This is a genomic window from Neptunomonas antarctica (assembly GCF_001305295.1).
GTDB classification, from domain to species: Bacteria; Pseudomonadota; Gammaproteobacteria; order Pseudomonadales; family Balneatricaceae; genus Neptunomonas; species Neptunomonas antarctica.
The window spans coordinates 16,347-41,432 of sequence record NZ_LJSI01000050.1; the positions used below are offsets into that span (position 1 = coordinate 16,347).

Annotated in this window: 23 protein-coding genes; 14 read left to right on the forward strand and 9 right to left on the reverse strand. The window is 46.5% G+C overall.

From position 1 onward, the window contains the following. Positions 1–204: 204 nt before the first annotated feature. The 3 genes from Nant_RS12905 to Nant_RS12915 form a co-directional block, all read right to left on the reverse strand. Entirely contained in the window at positions 205–984 is a 780-nt protein-coding gene (locus tag Nant_RS12905) for a DUF3306 domain-containing protein (protein WP_054342080.1), read from the reverse strand. After that, positions 974–1,423 carry a DUF3305 domain-containing protein gene (locus Nant_RS12910; protein WP_076496081.1) on the reverse strand — a complete coding sequence of 150 codons (450 nt, stop codon included), beginning with the start codon at positions 1,421–1,423 and terminating at the stop codon, positions 974–976. The genes Nant_RS12905 and Nant_RS12910 overlap by 11 nt, the downstream gene beginning before the upstream one ends. Before the next feature lie 81 nt (positions 1,424–1,504). Further along, positions 1,505–1,834 carry a hypothetical protein gene (locus tag Nant_RS12915; RefSeq protein WP_054342082.1) on the reverse strand — a complete coding sequence of 110 codons (330 nt, stop codon included), beginning with the start codon at positions 1,832–1,834 and terminating at the stop codon, positions 1,505–1,507. On the opposite strand from Nant_RS12915, the gene fdhD reads away from it, so the two are divergent. After that, a complete protein-coding gene (gene fdhD, locus Nant_RS12920) occupies positions 1,833–2,702 on the forward strand; it encodes a formate dehydrogenase accessory sulfurtransferase FdhD (protein WP_054342083.1) in 870 nt (289 codons plus the stop codon). The two genes, Nant_RS12915 and fdhD, sit on opposite strands and share 2 nt — an antisense overlap. Further along, on the forward strand, positions 2,699–3,607 hold the full coding sequence (locus tag Nant_RS12925; protein ID WP_054342084.1) for a helix-turn-helix transcriptional regulator: 909 nt from the start codon (positions 2,699–2,701) through the stop codon (positions 3,605–3,607). Before fdhD ends, Nant_RS12925 begins: the two co-directional genes overlap by 4 nt. Positions 3,608–3,627: 20 nt before the next feature. On the opposite strand, the gene Nant_RS12930 is transcribed toward Nant_RS12925, so the two are convergent. Continuing rightward, positions 3,628–5,805 carry a sensor histidine kinase gene (locus Nant_RS12930; protein WP_054342085.1) on the reverse strand — a complete coding sequence of 726 codons (2,178 nt, stop codon included), beginning with the start codon at positions 5,803–5,805 and terminating at the stop codon, positions 3,628–3,630. Continuing rightward, on the reverse strand, positions 5,802–7,211 hold the full coding sequence (locus tag Nant_RS12935; protein WP_054342086.1) for a sigma-54-dependent transcriptional regulator: 1,410 nt from the start codon (positions 7,209–7,211) through the stop codon (positions 5,802–5,804). The genes Nant_RS12930 and Nant_RS12935 overlap by 4 nt, the downstream gene beginning before the upstream one ends. Before the next feature lie 318 nt (positions 7,212–7,529). On the opposite strand from Nant_RS12935, the gene Nant_RS12940 reads away from it, so the two are divergent. The 6 genes from Nant_RS12940 (at position 7,530) to moaA (ending at position 13,260) form a co-directional block, all read left to right on the forward strand. Next, on the forward strand, positions 7,530–8,357 hold the full coding sequence (locus Nant_RS12940) for an ABC transporter substrate-binding protein (protein WP_054342087.1): 828 nt from the start codon (positions 7,530–7,532) through the stop codon (positions 8,355–8,357). Positions 8,358–8,415: 58 nt separating this feature from the next. Continuing rightward, entirely contained in the window at positions 8,416–9,117 is a 702-nt protein-coding gene (locus tag Nant_RS12945) for an ABC transporter permease (RefSeq protein ID WP_054342088.1), read from the forward strand. A gap of 64 nt (positions 9,118–9,181) precedes the next feature. Continuing rightward, on the forward strand, positions 9,182–9,895 hold the full coding sequence (locus tag Nant_RS12950; protein WP_054342089.1) for an energy-coupling factor ABC transporter ATP-binding protein: 714 nt from the start codon (positions 9,182–9,184) through the stop codon (positions 9,893–9,895). After that, a complete protein-coding gene (gene mobA, locus Nant_RS21920; protein WP_076496082.1) occupies positions 9,882–10,994 on the forward strand; it encodes a molybdenum cofactor guanylyltransferase MobA in 1,113 nt (370 codons plus the stop codon). Before Nant_RS12950 ends, mobA begins: the two co-directional genes overlap by 14 nt. After that, on the forward strand, positions 10,991–12,250 hold the full coding sequence (locus tag Nant_RS21580) for a bifunctional molybdopterin-guanine dinucleotide biosynthesis adaptor protein MobB/molybdopterin molybdotransferase MoeA (RefSeq protein ID WP_076496083.1): 1,260 nt from the start codon (positions 10,991–10,993) through the stop codon (positions 12,248–12,250). Before mobA ends, Nant_RS21580 begins: the two co-directional genes overlap by 4 nt. A 14-nt stretch (positions 12,251–12,264) precedes the next feature. Continuing rightward, positions 12,265–13,260 carry a GTP 3',8-cyclase MoaA gene (gene moaA / locus Nant_RS12960; RefSeq protein WP_054342090.1) on the forward strand — a complete coding sequence of 332 codons (996 nt, stop codon included), beginning with the start codon at positions 12,265–12,267 and terminating at the stop codon, positions 13,258–13,260. A gap of 82 nt (positions 13,261–13,342) precedes the next feature. On the opposite strand, the gene Nant_RS12965 is transcribed toward moaA, so the two are convergent. After that, positions 13,343–15,901: an EAL domain-containing protein gene (locus tag Nant_RS12965; protein ID WP_202905011.1), complete on the reverse strand. Its 2,559-nt coding sequence runs from the start codon at positions 15,899–15,901 to the stop codon at positions 13,343–13,345. A 541-nt stretch (positions 15,902–16,442) separates the two neighbouring features. Between Nant_RS12965 and Nant_RS12970 the strand changes: the two genes are divergently transcribed. Then, complete coding sequence (locus Nant_RS12970) at positions 16,443–17,075, forward strand: MepB family protein (RefSeq protein WP_202905012.1); 633 nt, start codon at positions 16,443–16,445, stop codon at positions 17,073–17,075. 16 nt (positions 17,076–17,091) lie between these two features. On the opposite strand, the gene Nant_RS12975 is transcribed toward Nant_RS12970, so the two are convergent. After that, complete coding sequence (locus Nant_RS12975; RefSeq protein ID WP_054342092.1) at positions 17,092–18,693, reverse strand: diguanylate cyclase domain-containing protein; 1,602 nt, start codon at positions 18,691–18,693, stop codon at positions 17,092–17,094. A gap of 198 nt (positions 18,694–18,891) precedes the next feature. After that, positions 18,892–19,206 carry a hypothetical protein gene (locus Nant_RS12980; RefSeq protein WP_054342093.1) on the reverse strand — a complete coding sequence of 105 codons (315 nt, stop codon included), beginning with the start codon at positions 19,204–19,206 and terminating at the stop codon, positions 18,892–18,894. 494 nt (positions 19,207–19,700) lie between these two features. Between Nant_RS12980 and Nant_RS12985 the strand changes: the two genes are divergently transcribed. Then, a complete protein-coding gene (locus tag Nant_RS12985) occupies positions 19,701–20,054 on the forward strand; it encodes a hypothetical protein (RefSeq protein WP_143773584.1) in 354 nt (117 codons plus the stop codon). A gap of 54 nt (positions 20,055–20,108) precedes the next feature. Here the strand turns inward: Nant_RS12985 and Nant_RS12990 are convergent, their stop codons facing one another. Next, a complete protein-coding gene (locus tag Nant_RS12990; RefSeq protein WP_054342095.1) occupies positions 20,109–21,002 on the reverse strand; it encodes a MurR/RpiR family transcriptional regulator in 894 nt (297 codons plus the stop codon). 208 nt (positions 21,003–21,210) lie between these two features. Between Nant_RS12990 and Nant_RS12995 the strand changes: the two genes are divergently transcribed. The 4 genes from Nant_RS12995 (at position 21,211) to Nant_RS13010 (ending at position 25,003) form a co-directional block, all read left to right on the forward strand. Next, positions 21,211–22,263: a TRAP transporter substrate-binding protein gene (locus Nant_RS12995; protein WP_054342096.1), complete on the forward strand. Its 1,053-nt coding sequence runs from the start codon at positions 21,211–21,213 to the stop codon at positions 22,261–22,263. Between the two features lie 81 nt (positions 22,264–22,344). Then, positions 22,345–22,884 (forward strand): TRAP transporter small permease subunit, encoded by a 540-nt coding sequence (locus Nant_RS13000; protein WP_054342097.1) that lies wholly within the window; start codon positions 22,345–22,347, stop codon positions 22,882–22,884. Next, positions 22,881–24,209 (forward strand): TRAP transporter large permease, encoded by a 1,329-nt coding sequence (locus Nant_RS13005; RefSeq protein WP_054342098.1) that lies wholly within the window; start codon positions 22,881–22,883, stop codon positions 24,207–24,209. Before Nant_RS13000 ends, Nant_RS13005 begins: the two co-directional genes overlap by 4 nt. Before the next feature lie 41 nt (positions 24,210–24,250). Continuing rightward, positions 24,251–25,003, forward strand: coding sequence for an N-formylglutamate amidohydrolase (locus tag Nant_RS13010; RefSeq protein WP_054342099.1), 753 nt, complete (start codon positions 24,251–24,253; stop codon positions 25,001–25,003). Positions 25,004–25,086: the final 83 nt, after the last annotated feature.

A 25,086-nucleotide genomic window follows, 5' to 3' on the forward strand; every position in this document is an offset into this window, starting at 1 on the left:
TGCTTATTATTCATGTTGTCAACGGTACAACCTGTTTTCAATCGGACAGGTTGTTGTCACTGTTATAAGTAAAGCAAAAGCTGAACCAGAAAAATCTGAGAATAACGCCTTAAAGTCGGTATCGATCGGATCGTTTTGTTTCGATTTGCTTAAGAACGGGACATATTGTCTGCCTGCCCCCTGGCTTATGTATCAATTCGGCTATTAGCCGTGTAGATCGGCGTCACCCAAGTCATCTTCTGCCTCAATGAAGTGTTTGCTATTGGCATAGGGTTCCCTAACGTCTTCGTGAAAATCACTTATGTGCTTTTCGGTTAGGTCGGATGCGGCTATTGCCGGCTCTTGTGCTAATTCGGCTGAGGGCTCTTGTATTAGTCCTGCTGAGGGCTCTTGTGCTAATTCGGCTGAGGGCTCTTGTATTTGCTCGGCTGAGGGCTCTTTTTCTAGTCCTGATGTCAGTGGGTTTTGGTTTTCATGTAACCAATCCAGCACCTTGGCGGCTACTTCTTTGGCGAGTACCGGGATTTTGCTAAAATCATCGTCATAATCATTGAGTCCATCGCGGATGTTGAATTGCGGTAGGTTAAATAGTTTGCGCAAGGCCAGGTTGCGAAGTTCATCGCTGACACCGGAAGAGAAAAACTGACTAAAGTCGGATTGTTCGCTTAAACTCTCGAGCGCAGGCATATCTTCATCGGTAAGCGCAGGTGTTTCGGGAAGCTCAGATGTTTCGGTAAGCTCAGATGAATCGGTAAGCTCAGATGATTCGGTAGGCTCAGATGATTCGGTTAACGCGGAGTCGTTTTCACTATCGGGTGTGGAAAATTCACCGAGTGGCGCGTCGGGGTATGCTTCAATGATGTCGCCCGTTGCTAACGTGCTTGTTTGTGTTGCTGTGTCAGGAGCGTCTTCGGAGGTGCGTGCCTGAGCGGCCTTTTCAGATTTCAGACGGGACCAGCGCGAGATAAATGTTTTATCGTTCACTGCTGCGCCCCTTACCTTTTCTCTTCTTTTTCTTGCCTTCGTCTATCAGCTCTCCGTGAATTCCGAGGTAGCTATCTATCCAGCATTGCACCGCCGCCGGCATCGGTATTTCCAATACCTGATGTTCACCGTCCATAAACGAAGCGGCTTCGTCCTGGCTGGCCGTCATATGTATGGCTGTTAATGCGTTGTCTGTTTCATCTTCGCTACATAACACGAAAAGGTGAGGGGATGCTGCGTTTAAATTGAAGCGATAAGCGCTGCGTTCATCTTTATGAAGCGTTAGTTCAATGTTGCTATAACCTGCGCGTTCGGCTACGTCAGGCATTAAATCCTTAATGCTCCAGCGCTCGGTTTCCCAGCCGCGCGTCAGTAATGTTTCATGCTGTAGGGTGATTTGCATGGGCCAACGATCGGTGCTTTTGCTAGCTGACATCATCCGACTCCGGTTATGGGTGTATATATAGGTGTATCTATTGCTGTGTATAAAGTCTTAGCAAGGGGCGAGCCAGTATGCTGTTTACGATAAGTTTTGGGCGGAGCCGGGGTGGTTTAAAGGGAGTTGAGGCGATTTCAGGGGGGCGTGTGAGATATAAACTGGAAGCTGAGTCGTATTTGATCTGGCTATTGTTGGTAAAAAAGGGACAGTTGTAACAGCAAGTGGGACATTTTGACCTATGATCTGAGCTTGTAAATAAGTGTATCTATGCTGCAGATCCGCTGTTGCCTTGTATTGTCTTATTTTCTCTGGATATTCTGGAATTTTAGACTGTTGCTGGCTTATGTAAGAAACAGGAATAGAAATTGCTAAGCCAATAGTAATTGACAAGAAATTAATGAGTATTCCCATGACCCGTTCCCATGAAGCGAAAAATACGGCGTTAGTGTTAAGTAAGGCGGCGACTAATTTAACGGAGTCAGTGCAAGCGTTTGATGAAAAGGGTGATCTTCGTGTGGTAGAGGTCGCCTGCGAGCGCCCTCTGACGATCTACCTTAATAAACGTGAAATTGTCACCCTGATGACGCTGGGCAGTGATCCTGAAGCCTTGGTTCTGGGTTATCTGCGCAATCAGGGGTTTATTCTTGCGTTGGAGGAAGTGCGGGCCATTCAGGTGGATTGGGAGGTTGAATCTGCGGTGGTGGTCACAGAGGGTGAGCCGCCGGGGCTGGAAGAGAAGTTGCAGCAACGTACTGTCACCAGCGGCTGTGGACAGGGCACCATGTTTGGCAGCTTGATGGATAAATTAGCTGAAGTGTCATTGCCTGGCGTCAATATAAAGCAAAGTACTATTTATGCGCTGCTTAATAATCTGAATGCGCACAATGAAACCTATAAAAATGCGGGCGCTGTGCATGGTTGTGCTATCTGCGAAGGAGAAGAGGTGGTTGCCTTTGTCGAGGATGTTGGCCGGCACAACGCGGTGGATACTCTGGCTGGCAGGATGTGGCTGGATGGTATCAGTGATGAGAATAAAATTTTCTACACCACGGGGCGCTTAACGTCTGAGATGGTGATTAAAGTCGCGCAGATGGGAATCCCCGTGCTGTTATCACGATCAGGCGTCACGCAGATGGGATTGGCGTTGGCGCAAGAGCTGGGAATTACCATGTTGGCGCGTGCTAAAGGTAAGCATTTTTTGTTATTTAGCGGTAAAGATTCACTGCTACTGGATGCTGTGCCGTCACGCAAAATGGACGTTGCGGATGCACTATCGTGAGTGAATTACCCTCAGCATTTTTAACAGTGCGTGAATTGACAGAATATCTGCACCTGAATGAGAAAAAAATCTATGTTATGGCTGCTGAAGGTAAAATTCCTGCCACTAAACTAACAGGTAAGTGGTTGTTTCCAAGAGTATTGGTAGATCGTTGGTTGTTGGATAGTTGTCATGGCGGTTTGCTGACTGACCGTCTTATATTGGCGGGCAGTGATGACCCTCTCTTGCAGGCGGCGGCTATTCGTCTGACTCAGCAGCTCCGCGCACAAGCATTGTTCAGTTATTCCGTGACGGGAACAAAGATGGGGCTGGAGTTGTTAGAAAAAGGACATGCGGATGCGTGTGTTATCCATTGGGGGCGGGCTGAAGAAAGTGAAATACGACATCCCGCATTAATACAGCAATACAGCCAATCCAAAAACTGGATTCTTGTTCATCTGTTTTGTCGTAGTCAGGGCTTGATTGTGCGCGCTCAGGATCAGTCACGCTTTGAAGATCCTGACGTAGCTATGCATCAGAGTACTCGCTGGGTAGTTCGGCAACAGGGATCTGGGTCACAGCGTTTCTTAAAGGAATGGCTGATGTCATATTCCTATCCCTTTGAGCGTTTAACGGTGAGTCATACGGCTTACTCTGAGCGAGAGATGGTGTCTATGATTGCCAGGGGAGAGGCCGATATTGGCCCGGGAACGCTCAGTGTGGCAAAAGAATTTGGTTTAGGGTTCATACCGGTATGCGAGGAAAACTTTGATCTGGTGGTGCCCAGAGGTGTGTATTTCCGTCGCTTGTTACAGCAATTATTTGAGTATTTGCAAGGCTCTGAAGGAACACTGCTGGCGCATCGTTTGCAAGGTTATAATCTAAACCGCAGCGGGCGGTTAATCTGGAATGCTGATGGCGAGTAGAGGTTCAATAGAGATGTGAGTTAGCTGGTTGGTGTACTGGCTAAGCTGCGCCGATGGGTGCGCTCTGTTGCCGTTAAACCGTCGAGTATCGCTTCTAATTCGCTGTCTTCTGATAGGTTAGCTTGCCTAAGTAAATAAACTGAGAACACCGTGCCTTCACCGGGTGTTGAGTCCACCGTAATGTCGCCGCCATGACGACGGATAATGCCGGAGCTTACCGAGAGTCCGAGGCCGGTACCACTCTTTTTGGTCGTAAAAAACGGATCAAATATATGTTGTAAATCTTCCTCTTTAATGCCGAGTCCTTTGTCTTTTACCTGAATAACGACACCTTTTAATTCAGCTCTTAGCTCCCCATTCAATTCGCCTTGCTGGTTCGTTTCATTGAACCAGTCTGCTGTGTGTAGCTGGATACTCCCGGGTTCAGTCAGTGCATGGGATGCGTTAAGGATAAGATTAACTAGCACTTGTTGTACTTGCTGATAATTGACTTGTACCAGGCAGTTGGCAGTATAAAATTTATCTATGTTTACTTGCTGCTTTTCGAGTGCGTGAGAGACTAAAAGCAGAGTGTCATCAATAATCTGGTCTATCGGGTAGCTTTCATAGCTATCGACGTAATGGTCGGGGCGGCTGTATTGTAGCAAGTTGTTAATCAGTGAGCGGATGCGATAGACCTGTCGAATTACCATATCGACTTCCTCTTGAACAGGCTCTGCCGCATCACCCAGTTCGGCAACCAGTAAATCTATATTACCGAGTATGACAGCCGCGGGATTATTTATTTCATGAGCAATGCCGGCTGTTAGTTCGCCTAAGACGGCCAGCTTTTCATTGGCTAATAGCTTTTTACGGGTGGTTTTCAGTAAGCGTATATGTTGCTTCAGCGCTTCTGTTCTGTTGCGTAGTGAACGGGTGCGTTTTTCAACCGTGATCTCCAGCTGGTCGTGGGCTTGTAAAATCTCTTGTTCACGATTTTCCAGCAGATCCAGCATGGCATCAAATTGTCGCGCAAGGTCAACCAGTTCATCAGATGTGTTTAGCGTGCCAATGCGCAACTGCATAGAGCCGTCATCACGTACAGCGGTCACGATGGAGTGGATACGTGCTAAAGGATTAAGCAACAAGCGTGTATGGCGTAGGATTAGGAATCCCGAGACCAGCATAATAAGGCCGATGAGGCTGCCAGATTCAAAAAGTGTTGTATAGTAAATATCGTTGAAGGGGGCTTCGGTAAAACCGGCATATATCATCCCAATACGATGATTATTTAAGTCAACTAAAGGCTTGTAAGCAGAGATATACCAATCGTTTACCACAAATGCCCGGTTGATCCAGGTGAGCCCTTGTGTCATCACATGTTGATGAACCTCTGCGGATACCCGTGTGCCAATAGCGCGCTCTTGCAAAGACATCTGTTTGTTATAGCTGATGTGCTGATTCTGAGGGACGTTAGTGCTGATGCGTACATCATCCAGAAATAGCGTTACGGTACCAATGCCTCCTTCGGGGAGCGTACCGGGTCCATAAACCAGGTCGCGGATGGTATCGACGGCCTGAGTTGTGTTGTTAAGAATCCTGCCCGAATCGAGAATCCCGATCAGTTCACCAAACTCATCGTTAACCGGCTGCAAGGTTCTGATTAACATTGCATTTTCTTCAATAATACGATTGCTGGGGATGGCTCTGGGGGTTTTAGTCAGTGATATGTGTGCTTGCTTTTCGAGGTCTGCACTGATGCGATCGAGCATTTTTTTATTGAGTACGGTTAAACCTTTTATAGGCTCGCCCTGGTATAGACGAGGCAGTAAGGATGCCAGTGCAGGATCTTTGATGTCGGATATCAGGCCCGTAGGCAGAAAGCGCAAAAAGTCTAGTTGTCGTCCTTTGCGTGTTTCCTGTAGTTGTATTTGAATATCGCGTTGATTACCCCATTGTAGATTTGTGCGAAACTCATAACTGCTTGCAAGCTGGCTGAGAGCGTCAAGCTGCTGTTGCTGCATGATGTCAAGTGTGCCCTGAGCTACGGCAAGGTCAGCCCTCACTTTCATATACAGCTGCCGGTCAGTGTAACTACTGGTCCAATAGACCGTCATCATCACAAAACCTATGGCGGTGAGAATCAGGGGAGCTAAGGTCAACAATAAAAGTTTGTTACGTAGTGAACTATTAATTTTATGCCACCCGGCAGAGATCATGTGATTGGCTCAACGTCGGTATGAGCATGAACAGGTGTTTGTTCTTCGGTTGCCCAGTAAGCCAATTTTCGGTCCAGCGTTTTTCGTGAAATTCCAAGGCCGCGAGCGGCTGAAGACTTATTACCACCATGTTGCGTGAGTGTTTGCAAAATATGCTGTTTTTCTACGGCTTCCATCGACCAGCCTGCAAAGTTGCCTGCTGTTTTGGACGGGTCGGTGTTTTGCTCACGAAAATACTCGGCCGGTAATTTCCCTAATAAAATACAACGTTCAATCAGATTCTTCAGTTCTCGAATATTGCCTGGCCATGGATAGTGTTGCATTTCTTTGAGGTCATCATGGCTGAAAGGAATGGCGGCAAGCCCTAGTTCCTGGGATAAGGTATTCGAAAAATGATGGATAAGCTCAGGAATATCTTCGCGACGGTCTCGCAATGGAGGTAGCGTGATGCTTAAGACATTGAGACGATAATACAGGTCTTCACGGAAGCGTCCCGCGGCGACTTCCTCCTTTAGCAGGCGGTTAGTCGCCGCAATAATACGAACATCAATCTTGATCTCTTGCTCGCTACCGACCGGGCGCACTGCTTTTTGTTCTAAGGCGCGTAATAGTTTCGCCTGCATCAAAACTGGCATTTCACCCACTTCATCCAGAAACAGGGTGCCACCGTTGGCAAAACTGAATAGACCATCACGTGCTTTTACTGCGCCGGTAAACGAGCCCTTGGTGTGGCCGAACAGTTCTGCTTCTAATAAATCAGGTGAGATTGCGCCGCAGTTAATCGGAACAAAAGCGCCACTGCGATTACTGAACTGATGCAGCATGCGGGCGGCGAGCTCTTTGCCGGTACCTGATTCGCCTTCAATCATAACCGCAGAAGGCGTCGGCGCGACACGGTGAATAACTTCTTGTACCTGTCGTATTGATGGGCTGTTTCCCATCATGTCGGTAATAGGAAATGCTTTCTCGACCTCGCGTTGTAAGACAAAGTTTGCTCGGCTCATGGCGCGACGTTCGAGGCAGCGTTCGACTGCGTTCATCATTTGCTCTAGCCTGAAAGGTTTCAGGATAAAGTCGCTGGCACCCGCCCGTAGCGCTTTGATTATAATTTCAAAATCAGCAAAGGCCGTCATAAAAATAATGTCACTGCTGTGTTGTGTGTGTTCCAGCGCTTCGCTCCACTCCATGCCGGAGCGGCCAGGCAAATTGATATCAACAATCAAGAGGTCAAAATGGCAGCGTTTGCGTAACTCTTCCGCTTCTTCAACACTACCTGCGGTCTCTACTAACGCAAATTTCTTTTTGAGTGCTTTGTTCAGGAAGCTGCACATCCCTGGCTCGTCATCGACGATCAATACTGAAACGGCTATAGGCGTTATGTGGGACTTATCTGACTCTGAATGCATTTAAATCTCTCTACGTGACTCTTATGGGTAAGCTGCTGATCAAAAGCTTATGCACAAGGGTCAAATTGACCCTGTAGTGTTTTAGTGTGGTCATTATGACCCATATTGATTAATTTTGTAGCTACAACTATTGTCTTAGTTAGTTTTTAGTCGAGAAATAATTAAGATATTATTTTATTAAATATTAATATAAACAATAAGTTAAGTTAGTTTTATGTGCATTTTTTACTCTGCTATGAGGTTGGCACTTAAATTGCTTTTGGGGTTATAGCTACATCATCAATAACGACACCGACATTATTTACGAGAGTAAAAGCAATGAAAAAATGGATCTCATGTTTGTCATCAATGGTCTTGCTGTTTTGCCTATCGTTCACGATTAGCGCTGCAGAAAATATTATTCGCCTGGCGACCACCACGAGTACTTATAACTCCGGTTTGCTCGATGAGTTATTGCCAGTATTCGAGAAAAAATATGGCGTTAAAGTTCATGTTATCTCTGTAGGCACAGGTAAAGCGTTGCGTATGGGGCGTGATGGTGATGTGGATTTGCTGGTCACACACGCACCGGCCGCTGAAAAGGAGTTTGTTGATCAGGGGCACGGCGTTGAGGCAAAAAGTGTTATGTATAACGATTTTGTTGTGGTCGGTCCGGCCAATGACCCTGCTGGCATTAAGGGAAGTTCCGATGTTGTCAGTGCATTGCGCGCCATAGCGGATAGCCAATCGGTGTTTATTTCCCGTGGAGATGATTCGGGTACTCATAAAAAAGAGCTGGCTCTATTGAAATCTGCGGGAGTTGCGGTGGGATTTGAGGGTTATAAAGAGATTGGTCAGGGAATGGGTAAAGTGCTCCAGGTTTCTGATGAGCTGCAGGGGTATACCTTAACTGATCGTGGCACCTGGCTGGCTTATCAAAAACGTCTGCAGCTCACATTGCTGGTGGCGGGTGACCCGCGTTTATTTAACCCTTATCAGGTTATCCTGGTGAATCCGGCACGTTACGAAGGGCTTAATACAGAGGATGCGCGATCATTGGCACAGTGGTTAGTCTCCGTCGAAGGGCAATCCATGATTAATGGATTTCGTATCAATGGAGAAGTGTTGTTTCATGGCTCAGCTCAACCCGTGGTAACGACTCAATAATTATGCAAAGCACACGTATGCAGAGCGGATTAGCTATTATTTTATCGATGGGTTGCTGATGGACACGAGCCTATTGAGCACCTGTAGAGAGGCGCTGGCATTGTTGTTCAGCTGGGATGCTGAATTGTGGAGCATTATTGGCGTCTCTTTCAGGGTATCGACGATGGCTATTTTATTGTCGGCGATACCTGCTATTTTAGTCGGCTTTTTGTTGGCGATGACTGATTTTCCGGGCCGCTGGATTGTTATTGCGGTGTTTAATGCGTTAATGGCAGTGCCTACCGTTGTTATTGGTCTGACGCTGTACTTGCTGCTGTCACGTAGCGGGCCGTTTGGTGAAATGCACCTGCTATTCAGTCAGCCTGCTATGGTGATCGGACAAATTCTGCTGTGTTTTCCTGTTTTGGTGTGTATGAGTCACGCCGCCTTTCAAGGTATCGACCGGCGTGCATGGGAAACGGCACGCACTCTAGGCGCACATTGCGCGAGGGCTTCTGTTACGTTGGCCTGCGAAGCACGATTTGCTTTATTGGCAGCATTGTTAGCGGGCTTTAGCCGGATTATATCTGAAGTGGGTTGTTCGATGATGGTGGGTGGAAATATTCTTGGTTATAGCCGTAACATCCCAACAGCCATCGCGCTGGAAACCAGCAAAGGTGAGTTTGCTCAGGGCATTGCATTAGGTTTTGTGTTGTTACTTTTAGCGCTGGTATTGAACTTTGCGTTGGCATCGGTGCGCGGTAAAGGGCAGCTAGTCTAAACGTCACTGTGCAAAAAGTGGCCTGAAGATAGCGGTAGTAAATCATTTCATGAGGAAAATTAGCGTGGGCCTTGAATTAACTGTAGATAATCTAGTGAAGCGCTTCGGAACTCGTGAGTTGTTTGCTATTGAACAACTTCAGGTGAGGGAAGGTGAAAGCGTACACTTGAAGGGTGAAAACGGTGTGGGTAAAACCACCTTAATGAAAATTATGGCGGGGTTGGAAAAACCTTGTAGTGGCACGGTAATAGTAACGCCAAAACAACGCCGCTGGTGGTCAGGCCGAATCCATCCTGACGTCATTTATTTACACCAAACTCCTTATGTGTTTATGAGCAAGGTTATTGATAACGTTGCTTATGGTTTGAAACTTCGCGGAGGTAGCCGACAAAATATTAAAATCAAAGTGAAACAGGCTTTGGTCTGGGCGCGTTTAGAGCATCTTGCAGAACAACCCGCTCATTCGCTTTCCGGCGGCGAGAGGCAGCGTCTGGCGTTAGCGCGTGCCTGGATTTTGGCACCCCGCTTATTGTTTCTTGACGAGCCCACTGCTAATTTAGATCGCCATTCAGTGAGTACGGTAGCAGAACTGGTAAGTCAGCTGTTAAAGCAGGGAACCACCATTATGGTTTCAAGCCATCAAAGTAACCGGGTGACTGAGCTATGCACCCGTCATCTCCTATTAGAAGGCGGTGCGTTACATGAAGGCGTACATCACGAAAATATGCCTCACGAAATCGATAGCATGATGGAGCCACAGCGCTATGCACAACATTGAACAGATAGCTGCCGAACAGGTAACCGCCGTTGTCTTGGCGGGTGGTAAAGCCAGCCGAATGGGAGGCGTCGATAAAGGCTGGATGGACCTCAACGGAAAACCTCTGATTCGTCATGTGCTGGATAGAATCTTGCCGCAGGTTTCTCGTTGTCTTATCAATGCTAATCGCAGCTTAGATGCTTACGGTACATTGAGTTTGCCTGTAATTACTGACCTCGAAGGTGGTTTCGAAGGCCCTTTAATGGGGATAGCGACGGGTTTACACCATGCCACCACTGACTGGGTATTATTTGTTCCTTGTGATGGACCTTTTTTGCCAGAAGGGTTGGCCGCACGATTACTGGAGAGCGCGCTGCAGAGCAATGCAGAAATAGCCGTGGCTCATGATGGCAAGCGTCTGCAACCGGTGGTGGCTTTAATCAACAGAAGCATGCTGTCAAGCGTACAAGCTATCTTGGCAAAAGGTGAGCGTAAGATAGATTATTGGTATGCGCAGCAACGTACGGTCGAGGTTGATTTCTCTGATTATCCAGATGCTTTTGTTAATGTAAATCGTAAAAGTGACATCGCTGAATTACAACAGATGCCAAAGTTACTTGGACTGGCAGCCTGGAGTGGTACCGGTAAAACCACCTTGCTGAAACAGTTACTACCTGTATTAAAAGCACAGGGCGTTAGAGTGGGAGTGATAAAGCATGCTCATCATCAGTTTGATGTAGATCATCCGGGTAAAGACAGTTACGAGTTACGTCATGCCGGGGCTGATCAGATGCTGATCTGTTCTTCTAACCGCTGGGCACTGATGGTTGAAGAAAAGCAGGTGGGTATGCCCTCTCTTTCCACAATGCTCACCCAGTTGGATTATTCCAAATTGGATTTGGTGTTAGTCGAAGGCTTCAAAACAGCGAGCTTTGCAAAGATTGAGCTCTATCGTCGAGAGGTTAATAAGCCGCAACTGTATAGTGAGGATAAAAATATTATCGCGGTAGCGTGCGATGAAGTGATTCCGCTTACGTCTGATATCCCGTTATTAGATCTGAATAATATTGACCAGATTGCCGCGTTTATTCAGACCTATTTAAAAGGAGAGAGGCCATGAGCGACGCCATTAGCTGCTTTGATCCCATCGCAAACCCTAACGGGATGATCTCAGTTGAACAGGGTGTCGCCGCTATTCTGGTACAGATAGCAGAGTCTGCTCAGGTTGAAAGGATGCCCCTGTCGCGCGCCATCAATCATGTTCTGGCTGAAGATCAAATCTCTGCTCTACATGTGCCACCACACACTAACTCGGCGATGGATGGCTACGCTATTTGTGCTGAAACGCTGCCCGTACAAAAGCAACACACGCTGAAGGTGGTTGGGCGGGTATTAGCAGGAGGCGCATACACAGGTGTACTGGCGCCGGGTGAAGCGGTTGAAATCATGACAGGTGCGGCATTGCCTGCAGGTGCGGACTCCATCGTTATCCGTGAAGCGGTAACGCGAGAGGGAGAGCAGATGATGTTCTCTGAAACCGTGAAAATAGGTCAGCATGTACGCCAAAAGGGCGAAGATATTAAGGCGGGTTCGGTCGCTTTATCTGCAGGATGTTTAATTCGGCCACAAGAACTGGGTTTGCTGGCGTCGTTAGGCATGCAGCACGTCGTCGTATTCAAGCCTTTACGGGTTGCTATTTTCTCGACGGGCGATGAAGTCGTCGCTCAAGGGCAAGTCTTACCGGAAAATTGCATCTACGATACTAATCGTTTTACGCTCACCGGGTTGTTGCAGCGCATGGGATGTGTTGTCATTGACCTTGGTATTATTGAAGACTCTCAAGATTCTATGGAGCGCGTATTGCGTGAAGCGGCCCGGCAAGCTGATATGGTGATCTCATCGGGAGGTGTGTCGATGGGGCAGGCAGACTATATAAAACAAGCGTTGGAGACTGTCGGTGACATTGATTTTTGGCGGGTAGCGATGCGCCCGGGCCGGCCGTTGGCGTTTGGTGTTGTGGGGCAGGTCCCGTTTTTTGGTTTGCCGGGAAACCCCGTTGCAGTGATGGTGACATTTTTGCAATTTGTGCAGCCAGCGCTTAGAAAAATGATGGGGCAGCGTGGATGGCAGCCAATAAAAATGATGGCGGTAGCACAAGAGAAAATCAAATCACGAGCGGGCCGTATCGATTATAGCCGGGGTGTCTATCGTATTAATGATCAGGGTGAATTGGTGGTGCAAACGACCGGTGCACAAGGATCTGGAATCTTAACCTCGATGGTGCAGGCTAATTGTCTGATAGAAATCGGGGAGCAATATAGCCAGGTTGACGCGGGCGATCGTATATTGATTCAGCCTTTCAGTGACCTGCTATAGAGAGAAGGTGAAAAATGGCTAGCGAACAATTGACAGACAAGTTTGGAAGAAACATCACTTATGTGCGGATTTCGGTCACTGATCGTTGCGATTTCCGTTGTGTGTATTGTATGAGTGAGGACATGACCTTCCTGCCACGCGCACAAGTGTTGACGCTGGAAGAGATTCATACGATAGCACGTGCCTTTACCGAGCTGGGTGTTAACAAGATTCGTTTTACCGGGGGGGAACCGCTGGTACGCAGAGATGTTATTAAGCTGTTTAAAGAGGTGGGTGCATTACCGGGCTTAAAAGACTTTTGCTTAACCACCAATGGGTCGCAGTTGCCTCGTTATGCTCAGCAGCTTAAAGAGGCCGGGTTGACGCGTATTAATATCAGCTTAGATAGTTTGCAGGAAGAACGTTTTAAAACGTTAACCCGCACCGGCGATCTACAGCAGGTCATTGCCGGAATCGATGCCGCCTGTGCCGCTGGCTTTAGCGGCATTAAGCTTAACGCCGTGGTGTTGAGTGGACGCAATGATGATGAAGTGGTTGACCTGGTTAGTTTCGCCCGTGACAAGCAGATCGACCTTAGCTTTATTGAGGAGATGCCGCTAGGTGTGATTGCTGAGCATGACCGTGCCGAAACTTATTTTAGTAGCGAGCAGGTAAAGGCGCTGATTACAGAGCGCTTTCCTCTGATCCCGACGACAGAATCCAGCGGTGGCCCGGCAAAATATTGGCGTATGGCAGACAGCAACAGCCGTATTGGTTTTATCTCACCGCATAGTAATAATTTTTGTGGTGACTGTAATCGGGTGCGAGTCACAGCGGAAGGACTGCTGCTTTTATGCTTGGGTAATGAACATGCCGTCGACCTTAAAGCGATACTGCGTCGCTATCCCGGAGATCTTGAGCATTTAAAAGAGGTGATACGTAAAGCCATTGAGCACAAACCTGAAGAGCATCGTTTTACCTCGGATGGTGATGTTCAGATCGTTCGCTTTATGAATATGACAGGGGGCTAATAGTTATTAAAACAGCTGACGCCTGATGAGCGAAGTGGCACGACGGTAAAGTCGAGGGGTCTTAACTCGAGTTAGAATTGACTCAATCCTGCCAGCTAATGTCAGGCTTCCAGTCACTAATCCACGCAGGAAAATCACTTGCCGGCATCGGCCTTGCAATGCCATATCCTTGTGCTAATTCACAGCCCAGTTGCAATAGTGCCCGGCCGTGTTCAATGCTTTCAACACCTTCAGCAATGACCTCGCGTTTGAATAATTTAGCTAAGGCTATCACGCCTTCAACAATGGCTAAATCACCAGCGTCATTCAACATGTCTCGAACAAAACTCTGGTCTATTTTAATTAGGCTCGCGGGTAAACGTCTAAGGTACGTCAGGGATGAATAACCTGTGCCAAAATCATCTAAGGCAAATTTTACGCCCAGCGCTATACAGGCATCCATGATTTCCGACACATGCTGCACATCATCTAAGGCGCTTGTTTCCAGCACCTCCAGTTCTAAATAGTGAGGTTCAACATCAGGGTAAGTCGCTAGTAATATTGCCAGCCTAGCGGTAAAGTCACACTGCTGTAATTGTACTGCTGCAATATTGACGCTAATACTTAAGGGGATATTAAGTTCCATTTCTTGCCATTGGCTGATTTGCGACAGTGCGGTAGCAATGACCCATTCGCCCAGCTCGATACTCATGGCGTGGTTTTCAATGACCGGCAGAAATTCGATTGGATTTAATAGACCTCGTTCTGGATGTTGCCAGCGAATGAGTGCCTCAACACCTATCACCGTACCTGTCCGCATATTAACCTTAGGCTGATAATGGAGCACAAATTGATGATTGTCTAATGCGCTGCGAATAGCCTTTAGACGCAGGTTTTTCGCTTTAACAGCGTCATCTTGGTCCGTATCAAATATGTGATAACGGTTCTTACCTGATTCCTTAGCCACATACATGGCCTGGTCTGCATGACGGATAAGCTGGTCGGCATCCACACTATCTTGCGGGTACAGGGTGACGCCAATACTGGCTGATGTATTGAATATAACATCACCTACCGTGATAGGTTTGGATGCAGCGAGCAATAACCGTTCTAATACCGGCTGACAGTCTTCGGCACTGGTTAAATCAACCAATATAGCAATAAACTCATCACCACCAATACGGGCAAGCGTATCACCCTTACGTAATGCATTTTTCATGCGGAGTGAGAGAGCAATTAGCAGTTCATCACCCACATTGTGACCATAGCCATCATTGACGTGTTTAAATCCATCTAAATCCAGGCATACGACGGCGAGTGACTGCGCATGGCGGCTGCACGTTAACATGGTTTTAGATAAGCGTTCGGTAAGTAATGAGCGATTAGGCAGATTGGTCAGTAAGTCGTAATGGGCAATATGCTCAAGTTTTCGTATGTTGCTTTTCATAACGCTGATGTCACCAAACAGAGCCATGTAGTTCTTTAACTCGCCAGCATCATTGTGCACTGCAAAAATGGTAAGTATTTCTGGGTACACTTCACCATTCTTACGTTTATTCCATACTTCACCGTACCATTGTCCCGTGGTGGAAATTGTTTTCCACATGGAGATATAAAATTCCGGTAATTGTCGTCCAGATTGAAGGAATCGTGGATTGCGGCCGATAGATTCTTCACGACTAAAGCCTGTGATATCGGTGAAGGTATCGTTGACCTCGATAATGCTACCTTCCGCATCCGTAATGATAATCCCTTCACGAGAGTTCGTGAAAACACTGGCAGCTAGTTTTAGTTTTTCTTCGGCTTGCTTGCGTTCAATTTGTCGTCGATAGTAAAAATAACCAGAAACGGCTAAAAATATCGCAATAAGAGGGCTGATGTATATTGATAATTCCCGCAGTGTCGGTTCTTTTACTTCGTAAACGCCAAACCATTTGTTATAAATTTCAGTGTAAATACCATTGGTATTCGTGACTGCCATCGCTTCGTTGATGTGACTTAATAACTGAGACTGTCCTTTAGGTAAGGCAAATGCAAACTTCTGAGAGAATCCAACGGGCGTCCTTAATGGCTTAATATTCGTCAGGCCAAGAAGTTGTAGTGATTGCATGCCAACCAGTTTACTCAGCAGCATAGCATCGTGCTTGCCTGATGCCAGTAATTTCAGGCCTTCTTCGACAGTGTCTACTAATACCAGTTGTTTAGCCCATCCTTTAGAGATGGCATAGTCTTGTGCTAAGTCAGCATTTAACACAATGATAGACTGTCCGGATAAATCGTCTTCAGATTGGATGCTTGTATTATCATTACGTACAAATATAGCGCCATTAACGATGACATGCGGTACCGAAAAATCAGCAAACTGACGACGTTCATCAGAAATGGCAAGATTAATTAAAACATCAATCCTGCCTTCTTTAAATTCCTGAAGTGCCTCACGAAAAGGCAGCACGCGAATGCTATATTTCAGTCTGGCTTCCGCTGCTACTGCCTTCCAGAAATCCACGGTGAATCCACCTGCCGTTGAGTCTGTCATTCCTGTAGCAAATGGCGGGAAGTCTTGCTCACTTCCAACGATAAGCGTTTTAGTCTGGTCTGAATAGACTATAGCGCTCAGAAGAATGAGCATCATTAACAATAGAGATTTGGTATTAAGTTTCATATTCCTCAAAATGCACCCATAAATCATGCCATATTAAAACACTACAAAAATAGAAATTACGGCGCTCTCTGAATTTCCCTATGTAATATTGCAACCTTACACTAGAAATAAAGCCCCAACACTATTAACATAAAGTATACAGCCTCTTCAGGTTGCCTGTGATTCGGCTTCGTTGCAAATAAGGTTCAGTCGATATTGACGCCTGTCAGGCCATCCATGGCAGCTCTATCGCTCCAGGCATTTAAAATGCCTGCCTCGTCAGTACATAGTTCCTTGCTATCTGAGATGGCTTCTCTGAAACAAACAAGCAGATTTTACGGCAGCTTGTTTGTGAAATCTTAGGTTGTTATTCCGTTTATAGTCCATATGTCATGGATCATAAAACAGATATTAAATATTAAAATGTTAGGTGAAAGCTATTAGCTAACCAACTTAATTATATTTAATTTTTGTAAAGAAATAGCCTTGATAACTATTTTTAGAGTAATAATGTTTTCTTTTAAAAAACAATTACAGATAATGAAAATTGAGAGTGTGTCTTTTGACAAATAAACACTACCGGGATGCATTAGAATCTCTTTTAGTTAAAGGGTTTGTTCCAGTGGGCTGCAAAATGACTAAAGAGATTACGTTAGACTCTGCCCCGGAAAGTTCAAAATATAAAGCTTTAGTGTTCGCGCTAAATGATCAGAATATTGTCTATCGCAAAGGCAAAGTGACGCCACATAGACCCGGAGCCTTTTTATCCGTTTGGCAGCGCCCATCTTCAACAGCTATTAATAGTAATAAACCTATCCCATTAAAATCCAATGAACTCGATTACTTGTTTGTACAAGTGCATGGGCATTCTAATGTCACAAGTAAGGACGGATCGATAACTATTCCTAAGAATGGGATATTCATTTTTCCTGTTTCACTATTGGTAGATAAAGGCGTTGTATCTTCAATAAAAAGTAAAGGAAAAACCGGGTTGCGAGTTTTCCCTCCATGGAGTCAAGATAGAGGCGTGGTTGGAACGAAAGTCTTTTCAGAATCGGGTAAAAAAACTCAGCGCTGGCAATTACCCTATTTTCTGGAGATTGATGAAGATGGTCTAATCGATTCTTGTGAATTAAATAAAGTGTTCGGCCATGGCCGAGCATTACCTTGCAGCTCTCAACATACTAAGAGCTGAACATGCCACGGTTCCCTTATTTTGGCGTTGGCTGGAAGGGGATGTATTTACGATCAGCAGCCAGCATATGTCGTGCTAAGACATCGTGAGCAAGAAATTGGAATAGTTCTCCGATGCCAAGCGTCCCGTCGTGAAAGCGACTGACCATTTCAATGGCTCTTTCAACGAGTTGGTTATGGATAGCGGCGTGTTCCGTAGAATCAGGCAATCCTGCGCGGGTGATGATAGCTTCAACATCCCGAAAGTGTTGGGCGATATCAGTCGTCAGGGCATCAAGTCTGGTGCCGACATCTTCGGCTGAATTCCCGTCGAGCACTGCAGATAAAAGATTATTGATCTGGGTAAACAGGGCGCGATGCTGCTCATCAATGACAGAATATCCGCTTTCGTAGGTTGGATGCCACGAAAGACGAACAAAGCTGCTCAAGGCGTTTTTATCAAGGCGGCTTTGTAAATGAAGTTCCGGAGCCATCTGCGCTTGGTTGCGGCCTTTTTGCTTAGCCTGATAGAGCGCTTTATCCGCCCCCCGTAGCAGGCTATCGACATCTTTGTAGGTATCATCGGTCAATGTAGCAACGCCGGCACTGACCGTGACGACGCACATAGGTGATTGCTCGTGCAGGATTTCAAGCGCCGCTATCGCAGCGCACATTCTTTCAGCCAAGCGCTGCGCAGTATCAGCATCGGTGTTCGGCAGGATCAGCAAGAATTCTTCGCCACCGTAGCGGGCGGTCATTTCCCCGGCGCGCTGCGCGCCCTGCTGCAAGGCACAAGCCACGTCTTTTAGACACTCATCACCTGCCAGATGGCCATACTGATCGTTGTATTTCTTGAAAAAATCGACATCCAGCATGACTAACGCCAACGGATTACCATGCCGACTCGCTCTTGCCCATTCATCACTCAGGGTTTGATCTATGCTGCGCCGATTGGCCAGGCCGGTAAGCTGGTCCTGTGCTGCGAGGAGTCGATTCCTATCTTCAGAAAGCTCCTTGCTCATAATCAGCATTCCGATGGCAACGAACATGGTCGAGACAATCGAGATCAGGAAAATCATGGCCTGGATTTGATTGGATGCCAATATCAGCACTTTGTCTGCTTGCTCCGTTGCTGCCAGAAAACCACGAAAAGCGAATACGGGAATGACCGGCGCCAGTCCGATGGCGATGAAATATTGACCGCGGCCAACCGTTGAACGTCGCCCCTGATTCAGTACGACCAGGATCAAGATGACTTGAGCGCAATAGATAACACTACTGCTTATAATTCGTACTGAGATATTATCCCGAAAGAGGAAAAAAACGGTCAAAATGAGGATTACAGGAAGCCAGATCAATCCGTGTCTAGCCTGCCGCTGCTGAAACTGGAATAATCCTTCTGCAAACATGGACCATGACGCGGAAAGTATCGTGGCAGCGACAATAATCAAGGCAGTGTCGTTGATCTTACCCTGTAAACCAAAGAGCCCAAACGCCAGAGAATGCAAGACTATCGCGATAGCCGAAAGAAAAAGGCCATCTCGGTTAGCGCGTGATCCAGCGGCCGCCAATGAAATAGCCAGCGCTACGTTGACTGCGACTGTCACCAGGAAAGCCGTTGGAGCATGTAGTTCTATCATTGATAGATATTATTCCGTGTATTCTTATGCCGGGATTGCCATTCACCAAGACAGGGTTGACGAGCACAAACTTCGCTTGGTTTCATTTGCCGTTGAAGCTAAAGGACAGAGTAGCAGAAATGCTGCGTCGCAGCATTATCTCACGAAATATCATGGTTTTGGAGTAGAATTGCAGAAGTAACAGTTCATAGTGGGCTTTCAACAAAGCGCTTGAAGCTGTTTCTTTGCCAGATCGATGTAAACCTCTACGACTCTGTCGGCAACGCGCCGTCCCTGAGGATTCGATTGTAATGAATGGTGATTTTTGCTTATCCTCTCGCGCTTATTCGAGTCTGACCGGCGATCAATAATTGAAGAGCGTCGTTCAACCGCTTTATAGGTGTTAAACAGAGTTTGAATACGCCATTCTTTAGCCAGTTGGAGCGTTGCCAGTTCTGGGCTGAGGCGATCCTCCGATTCATCAATCCAATAAAATCTGATGCCATTATCTGTTAGGTTTTTAACTAGTTTCATTAGTCACTCTTTAGAAGTAAAACGCAGTTCCGTTAGTATTCCGTATAGCCTGCTATCGAAGGGGCTCGTACATTAAGTTTTTTCTGCCGCAACCAGCGATAACATTAATACGCCTTTATATATTTAGGCTGATAGAACCAATTAACTATTTAATATGCGTGGTTACTATATTAGTTTTCATATGTAGCATTCCTTGTGGAGATTTTTAAATCTCGTATCAACCGTGCACCATACGCATCAAAAAGATATGTATATATAGGAATAATTCTTATTTTCAGGATTATGTGGTCTATCCTTGTCCGTAATTAGGCTTTACCCCAGTGCTTCCATAGTAGCTTGTCTGAATTTAACTAAAAGTGGATCAAAAATAAAGCCGGATTTTGCACTGAGCGCAGGTTGTAAAGCCCTGAGAAAATATCCCTTAGGGGCGGTAAGCGGCCTGACTGACTTAACGTTGACGCCTGACTATAAAACTAACTTATGGAATATTAATTGTGACTGTAATGCGTGAAAACGATGAAAAACTGATTGAAGCACTAATGGAAATTGTCGAGAACACGCAACAAGGGTGGGATATAAATGACATTGAACAATTTTCAAATGATTTTTCAGATGAAATGAAAGAGGAGACTGCTCCTGAAGATTTCAAAGAGCATAGAGATTATTTATACCCAATCCTTGGTAATCATGTCGGCCTGTCCTTTTTGGCGCTGCATAGAAATCCAGTTGGAATGGTGCTGATACTGACGATGACCTGTGAAAAGCGTGAGGCTCCGGTCCTTCTTGTCTATGATTTCGAAGAAAATGACAAAGGCTTTGCGATTGTAAATGCCGACATACACGCATAATCCGCTGTAGTGATAATGGCGTCACCTACGTCGTTGATGTAGGTGACCCGACGTTTATTCCATTCGCTTTTTAAAGCGTTCAGTCAGGTCAAACATATCTTCTAATTCACGCATACGCGCGGATGTTTGTGCCCAGAGTTTTTCTTCCAGCGCGACCACGATAGCTTCAGCAAAAAATAATGTGACGACACCAGAATCCCACCCAGATTTGCCTTCAATACGAATCGGTAGCGTGTGGGTGGCATAGCCGGCGATGGGTGACAGCCATTGGTCAGTAAAGAGGATGATTTTAGCGCCGCGAGTATCGGCTAATTTACTGATGGTTATAAGGTCTTGTTCATATCGACGCACATCGAAAACGATCATTACGTCATTAGGTTTTATTTTCAGCATATGATGCGGCCAGAGTGCTACGGCTTCCGGAAAGAGGTAAACATTTTCACGGATGACTTCTAAATGCGTATTCAGATAGCGGGCAAAAGCACTGGTGATACGGCCGCCGACTATATGCAATGCCTGATCCTGTTGGGCGAGCAAATCAATGATGGCATCAAATTGCTCATGGCTAATCTGATTCAGGCTGTGGCGTAAGTTGGTGGTAACCGTGTCGGCTACTTTATTAAGCACATGGCTTTCCGGGGCGTCAGTTGCCCATTTGTCGTGCTTGGCTATCGGGTCTGAAAGCGTTTGCTGCAATTCATCCTTGAGTGCTTTTTGAAAGGTAGGAAAGCTTGAATAATCTATTTTCTTTAATGTACGCATCACTGTTGGTGTCGATACACCACAGTTTTCTGACAGTTCAGTAATCGATACCAGACCAGACATGGGGTAGTTAGCCTGCAGATGATTAACTATTTTCATTTCTGCCGGACTGAATTTATTTAACTGTGAGCGGAGTAATTCGGCAATGGTGTGGCTGTTGTCATGTTTGGCTGGTGCGTCGTTCATAAGTAGCCTGCTCGTCGTCTGAATAACGTTGTTATTAGCCTGTAATGTACATCACATAAAAAAATTGACAAGTAAAAATTATAATGTCTAAATGTTTACATCTTCAGTTTTAGCGGTCAATTAGTAATACCTCTAAAACGAGAGATCTTAAAACATCGTGAAGCCCGCAATACAAAAAAATAATTGCCTATGTTGCAGAGGACTGAAAATGAATAAGAATAAACGCGATTTTATGAAAAAAGCAGTGGTGGGTGGCGCCGCTGCCGTAACACTCGGTGCCAGCGCGCCTTATGTACAAGCAAAAACAGCACCGATTAAATGGCGTTTACAAACCTACGCTGGTGCGGCATTGGGTGCTCACGTTATTAAACCTGCGGTAGATGCATTCAACTTAGCCGCCAATGGCGAGATGGAAATTGAACTCTATTACGCGGATCAGCTAGTACCGACGCCTGAACTATTTCGGGCGCTACAAAATGGCACAATCGACGCCGTACAGAGTGACGATGACTCTATGGGAGCCCCGGTTGATATTTCTGTATTTGGCGGCTACTTCCCGTTTGCTACCCGTTACAGTCTTGATGTGCCGGTACTGTTCGAACAATATGGCCTGAAAGAAATATGGCAGGAAGCATACGACGAAGTCGGTGTTAAATGGCTAAGCGCGGGCGCGTGGGATCCCTGTCACTTTGCCACGAAAGAGCCGATCAATAGTCTGGCTGATTTAAAAGGAAAGCGCATATTTACTTTCCCAACGGCGGGCCGCTTTTTGAATCGCTTTGGTGTTATTCCGGTGACCTTGCCATGGGAAGATATTGAAGTTGCATTGCAAACCGGTGAGCTGGATGGCGTCGCATGGTCTGGTATCACAGAGGACTATACGGTCGGTTGGGCAGATGCGACTAACTACTTCCTGACTAACAATATTTCAGGCGCCTGGATCGGGTCGTTTTTCGCTAATAATGATTCCTGGAATGAATTGCCTGAGCATCTGCAACAGCTGTGGAGACTCTGCATGGACAGCTCTCATTATTACCGCCAGCATTGGTACTGGGGTGGCGAAGCTACCTTGCGTACTGAAGGTACTAAAATGGAGCTAACGACTATTCCCGATGCAGAATGGGATACGGTTGAGGCTGAAGCACATAAGTATTGGGATGAAATAGCAGAAACCAGCCCGCGTACTAAGAAAGTGGTCGAGATCTTCAAAAAATACAACGACGTGATGTCTAAAGCGGGACGTCCTTACCGCTCTAGCTAAATCATCTGTGTTGTTCGTGTCAGAACCTCTTTTGCCGTCCGGCAGAAGAGGGCTTCTCAATTCTATTCTGGGTACGTAATTGTGTATAACGCGATTCAAGCCTACGTACGGTTTATCTATAAGTTTAATCGTACAGTCGGCATATTTGCCATGTACTTGGTGCTAGTGTTGATGGGCATTTTGCTGTTCTCCTCTATCTCTAAAGGCGTGGGATCATCACAGATGTGGGTGATCGAAATGGCGCAGTTTACTATGGCTGCTTACTATCTTCTGGGCGGTGGTTATTCTATGCAGATGGATGCCCACGTTCGTATGGATGTGTTTTACGGCAATTGGTCTTCGAGACGACAGGCGATTACCGACGCCTTTACCGTACTTTGTTTGCTGACTTATCTGGGTATGTTGCTGTTTGGTGCACTGTCCAGCACGGCCTACGCCATTGAATATGGTCAGAAAAACTATTCTTCCTGGGCTCCGCCATTGGCGCCTATAAAAATCATTATGACGACGGGTATTTCCTTAATGTTATTGCAGGTGTTAGCCACTTTTGCTCAGAATGTCGCGGATGCAATCGGTAAGCCTTTTGATGTTGAGCAGCACCCTGAGGAAACATCCGTATGAGTTATGAAATGATAGCGTTGCTGATGTTCTCATCGCTGATGTTGCTGTTATTGACCGGGCAGCGAGTGTTCGGTGCCGTAGGCTTTGTGGCCGTGGTTGCTTCACTGACACTGTGGGGTGACGGTGGTTCAGAAATGGCGTTTAATTCCACTATGAAGCTAATGAACTGGTATCCGTTATTAACGCTGCCTCTGTTCGTTTTTATGGGGTATATGCTTTCAGAATCCGGTGTGGCCGGAGATCTCTACCGAATGTTGCACGTCTGGATGGGTAATCTCAAAGGAGGCTTGGGAATAGGTACGATTGTGTTGATGGTTGCTATTTCAGCCATGAACGGCCTGAGTGTCGCAGGTATGGCGATCGGTACCAGTATCGCATTACCAGAAATGCTCAAGCGTGGTTATGACAAACGTATGGTGACCGGTGTTATTCAGGCGGGTAGTTCGTTAGGTATTCTGGTACCGCCGAGTATCGTTCTAGTCCTGTACGGCATGATAGCCCGCCAACCCGTCAGCCAGTTGTGGTTAGCCGGCGCTGTTCCGGGTTTGATTTTAGCCGTGATGTTTATTGCTTATATTGTTATCCGTTGCCACATTCAGCCCGAACTGGGTCCGCCGTTGCCTAAGGCTGAGCGTGATCTGATCACACGTAAAGAAAAGTACATGCTACTGGGGGCGGGTGTCTTACCGCTAGTAGTCATATTTTCCGTCATCGGCTTATTTCTGATGGGCTACACCAGCCTGGTTGAGTGTTCCGCCGTAGGGGCATCCGTCGCTATGCTGGCTGCTCTGGTTAAAGGTCGCCTTAACTTCCGTTTGATTCACGTAACACTGCGTAAAACCTTAGGGGTTAGCTGCATGTTTATGTGGATTATTATGGCGGCGCTGTGTTTCGGTGCGGTATTTGATGGTCTGGGTGCCGTTAACGCGATTGAATCCTTGTTCACTGAACAGTGGGGTCTGAGCCCTTGGCAGATACTCGTCATGATGCAACTGTCATACATCATCATGGGTATGTTTCTGGATGATACCGCGATGCTGGTTATTGTAGCGCCGTTGTATATTCCGCTGATTATTGCATTGGAATTCAATCCTATCTGGTACGGCGTGCTTTACACCGTTACGTGCCAGATTGCCTATATGACCCCGCCCTTTGGCTACAACCTCTTCCTCATGCGGGCGATGGCACCGAAGGAGATAGGGTTAATGGACATCTATAAATCGATTACGCCCTTTGTGACCATCATGATATTCGCACTGGTACTGTTCATGGCTTTTCCACAGATATCGTTATGGCTACCTGAACTTGTCTTTGGTAAGGGGTAAGGGATGAGGATTTGCAGAACAACAGCAGGAGTATGGCAACGATGATGATGCAAGGTTTAGAGCAGTCATCGGCAGAATTGATTAATCCTCAGGGGCAATCCGATGTGTTGCTGGTGTGTGAGCACGCCAGCCATTACATCCCGGAAAACTTTGCCAATTTAGGATTAAGTGAAGCCGAGCGGTTGAGTCATATTGGTTGGGATATTGGCGCAGCGGGTATGGCGCAGGCTTTAAGCACTAAGCTGGATGCGAGTTTGATCTTACAGCGCTATTCACGCTTGCTGTATGACTGTAACCGGCCGCCGAGTGAAGCCAGTGCTGTACCACCGCTGAGTGAAATGACTGAAATTCCGGGTAATAAAGACCTGACAGCGGAGCAACGGGATTATCGCGTGCAGCATATTTATAGGCCATTTCATGCGGAAATTGCTCAGCAAATTGCCGCACGTAAAGCAGCCGGCAGGCAGACTATTCTGGTGACGATTCATAGTTTTACCCCCCTCTATATGGGGCAAAGCAGAACCGTGCAGCTGGGTGTTATCTGTCATGAAAGCAATACGTTTGCTAAGGCTTTCTATCAACAAGCGAGCCTGGAAAGTGGTTTTGATATCCGCATGAATGAACCTTATGGACCGTCTGACCCGGTGTTGCACATGGTGACTCGTCACGGCGATGAGCAGCAGATACCGAATGTCATGTTGGAAGTGCGTAATGATTTGCTTATTGATGCAGTTGGGCAGCACGCTTGGGCACAGCGCGTGGCTGATGCCCTGAACAGCCTTGAGCGCTCTTAAACGGTAATAATAGCCTTGAGCGAACTTAAAAAGCCTTGCGCAATAAACTCAATAAGAATGCTAAGAATTATAAAAAGTTAAGA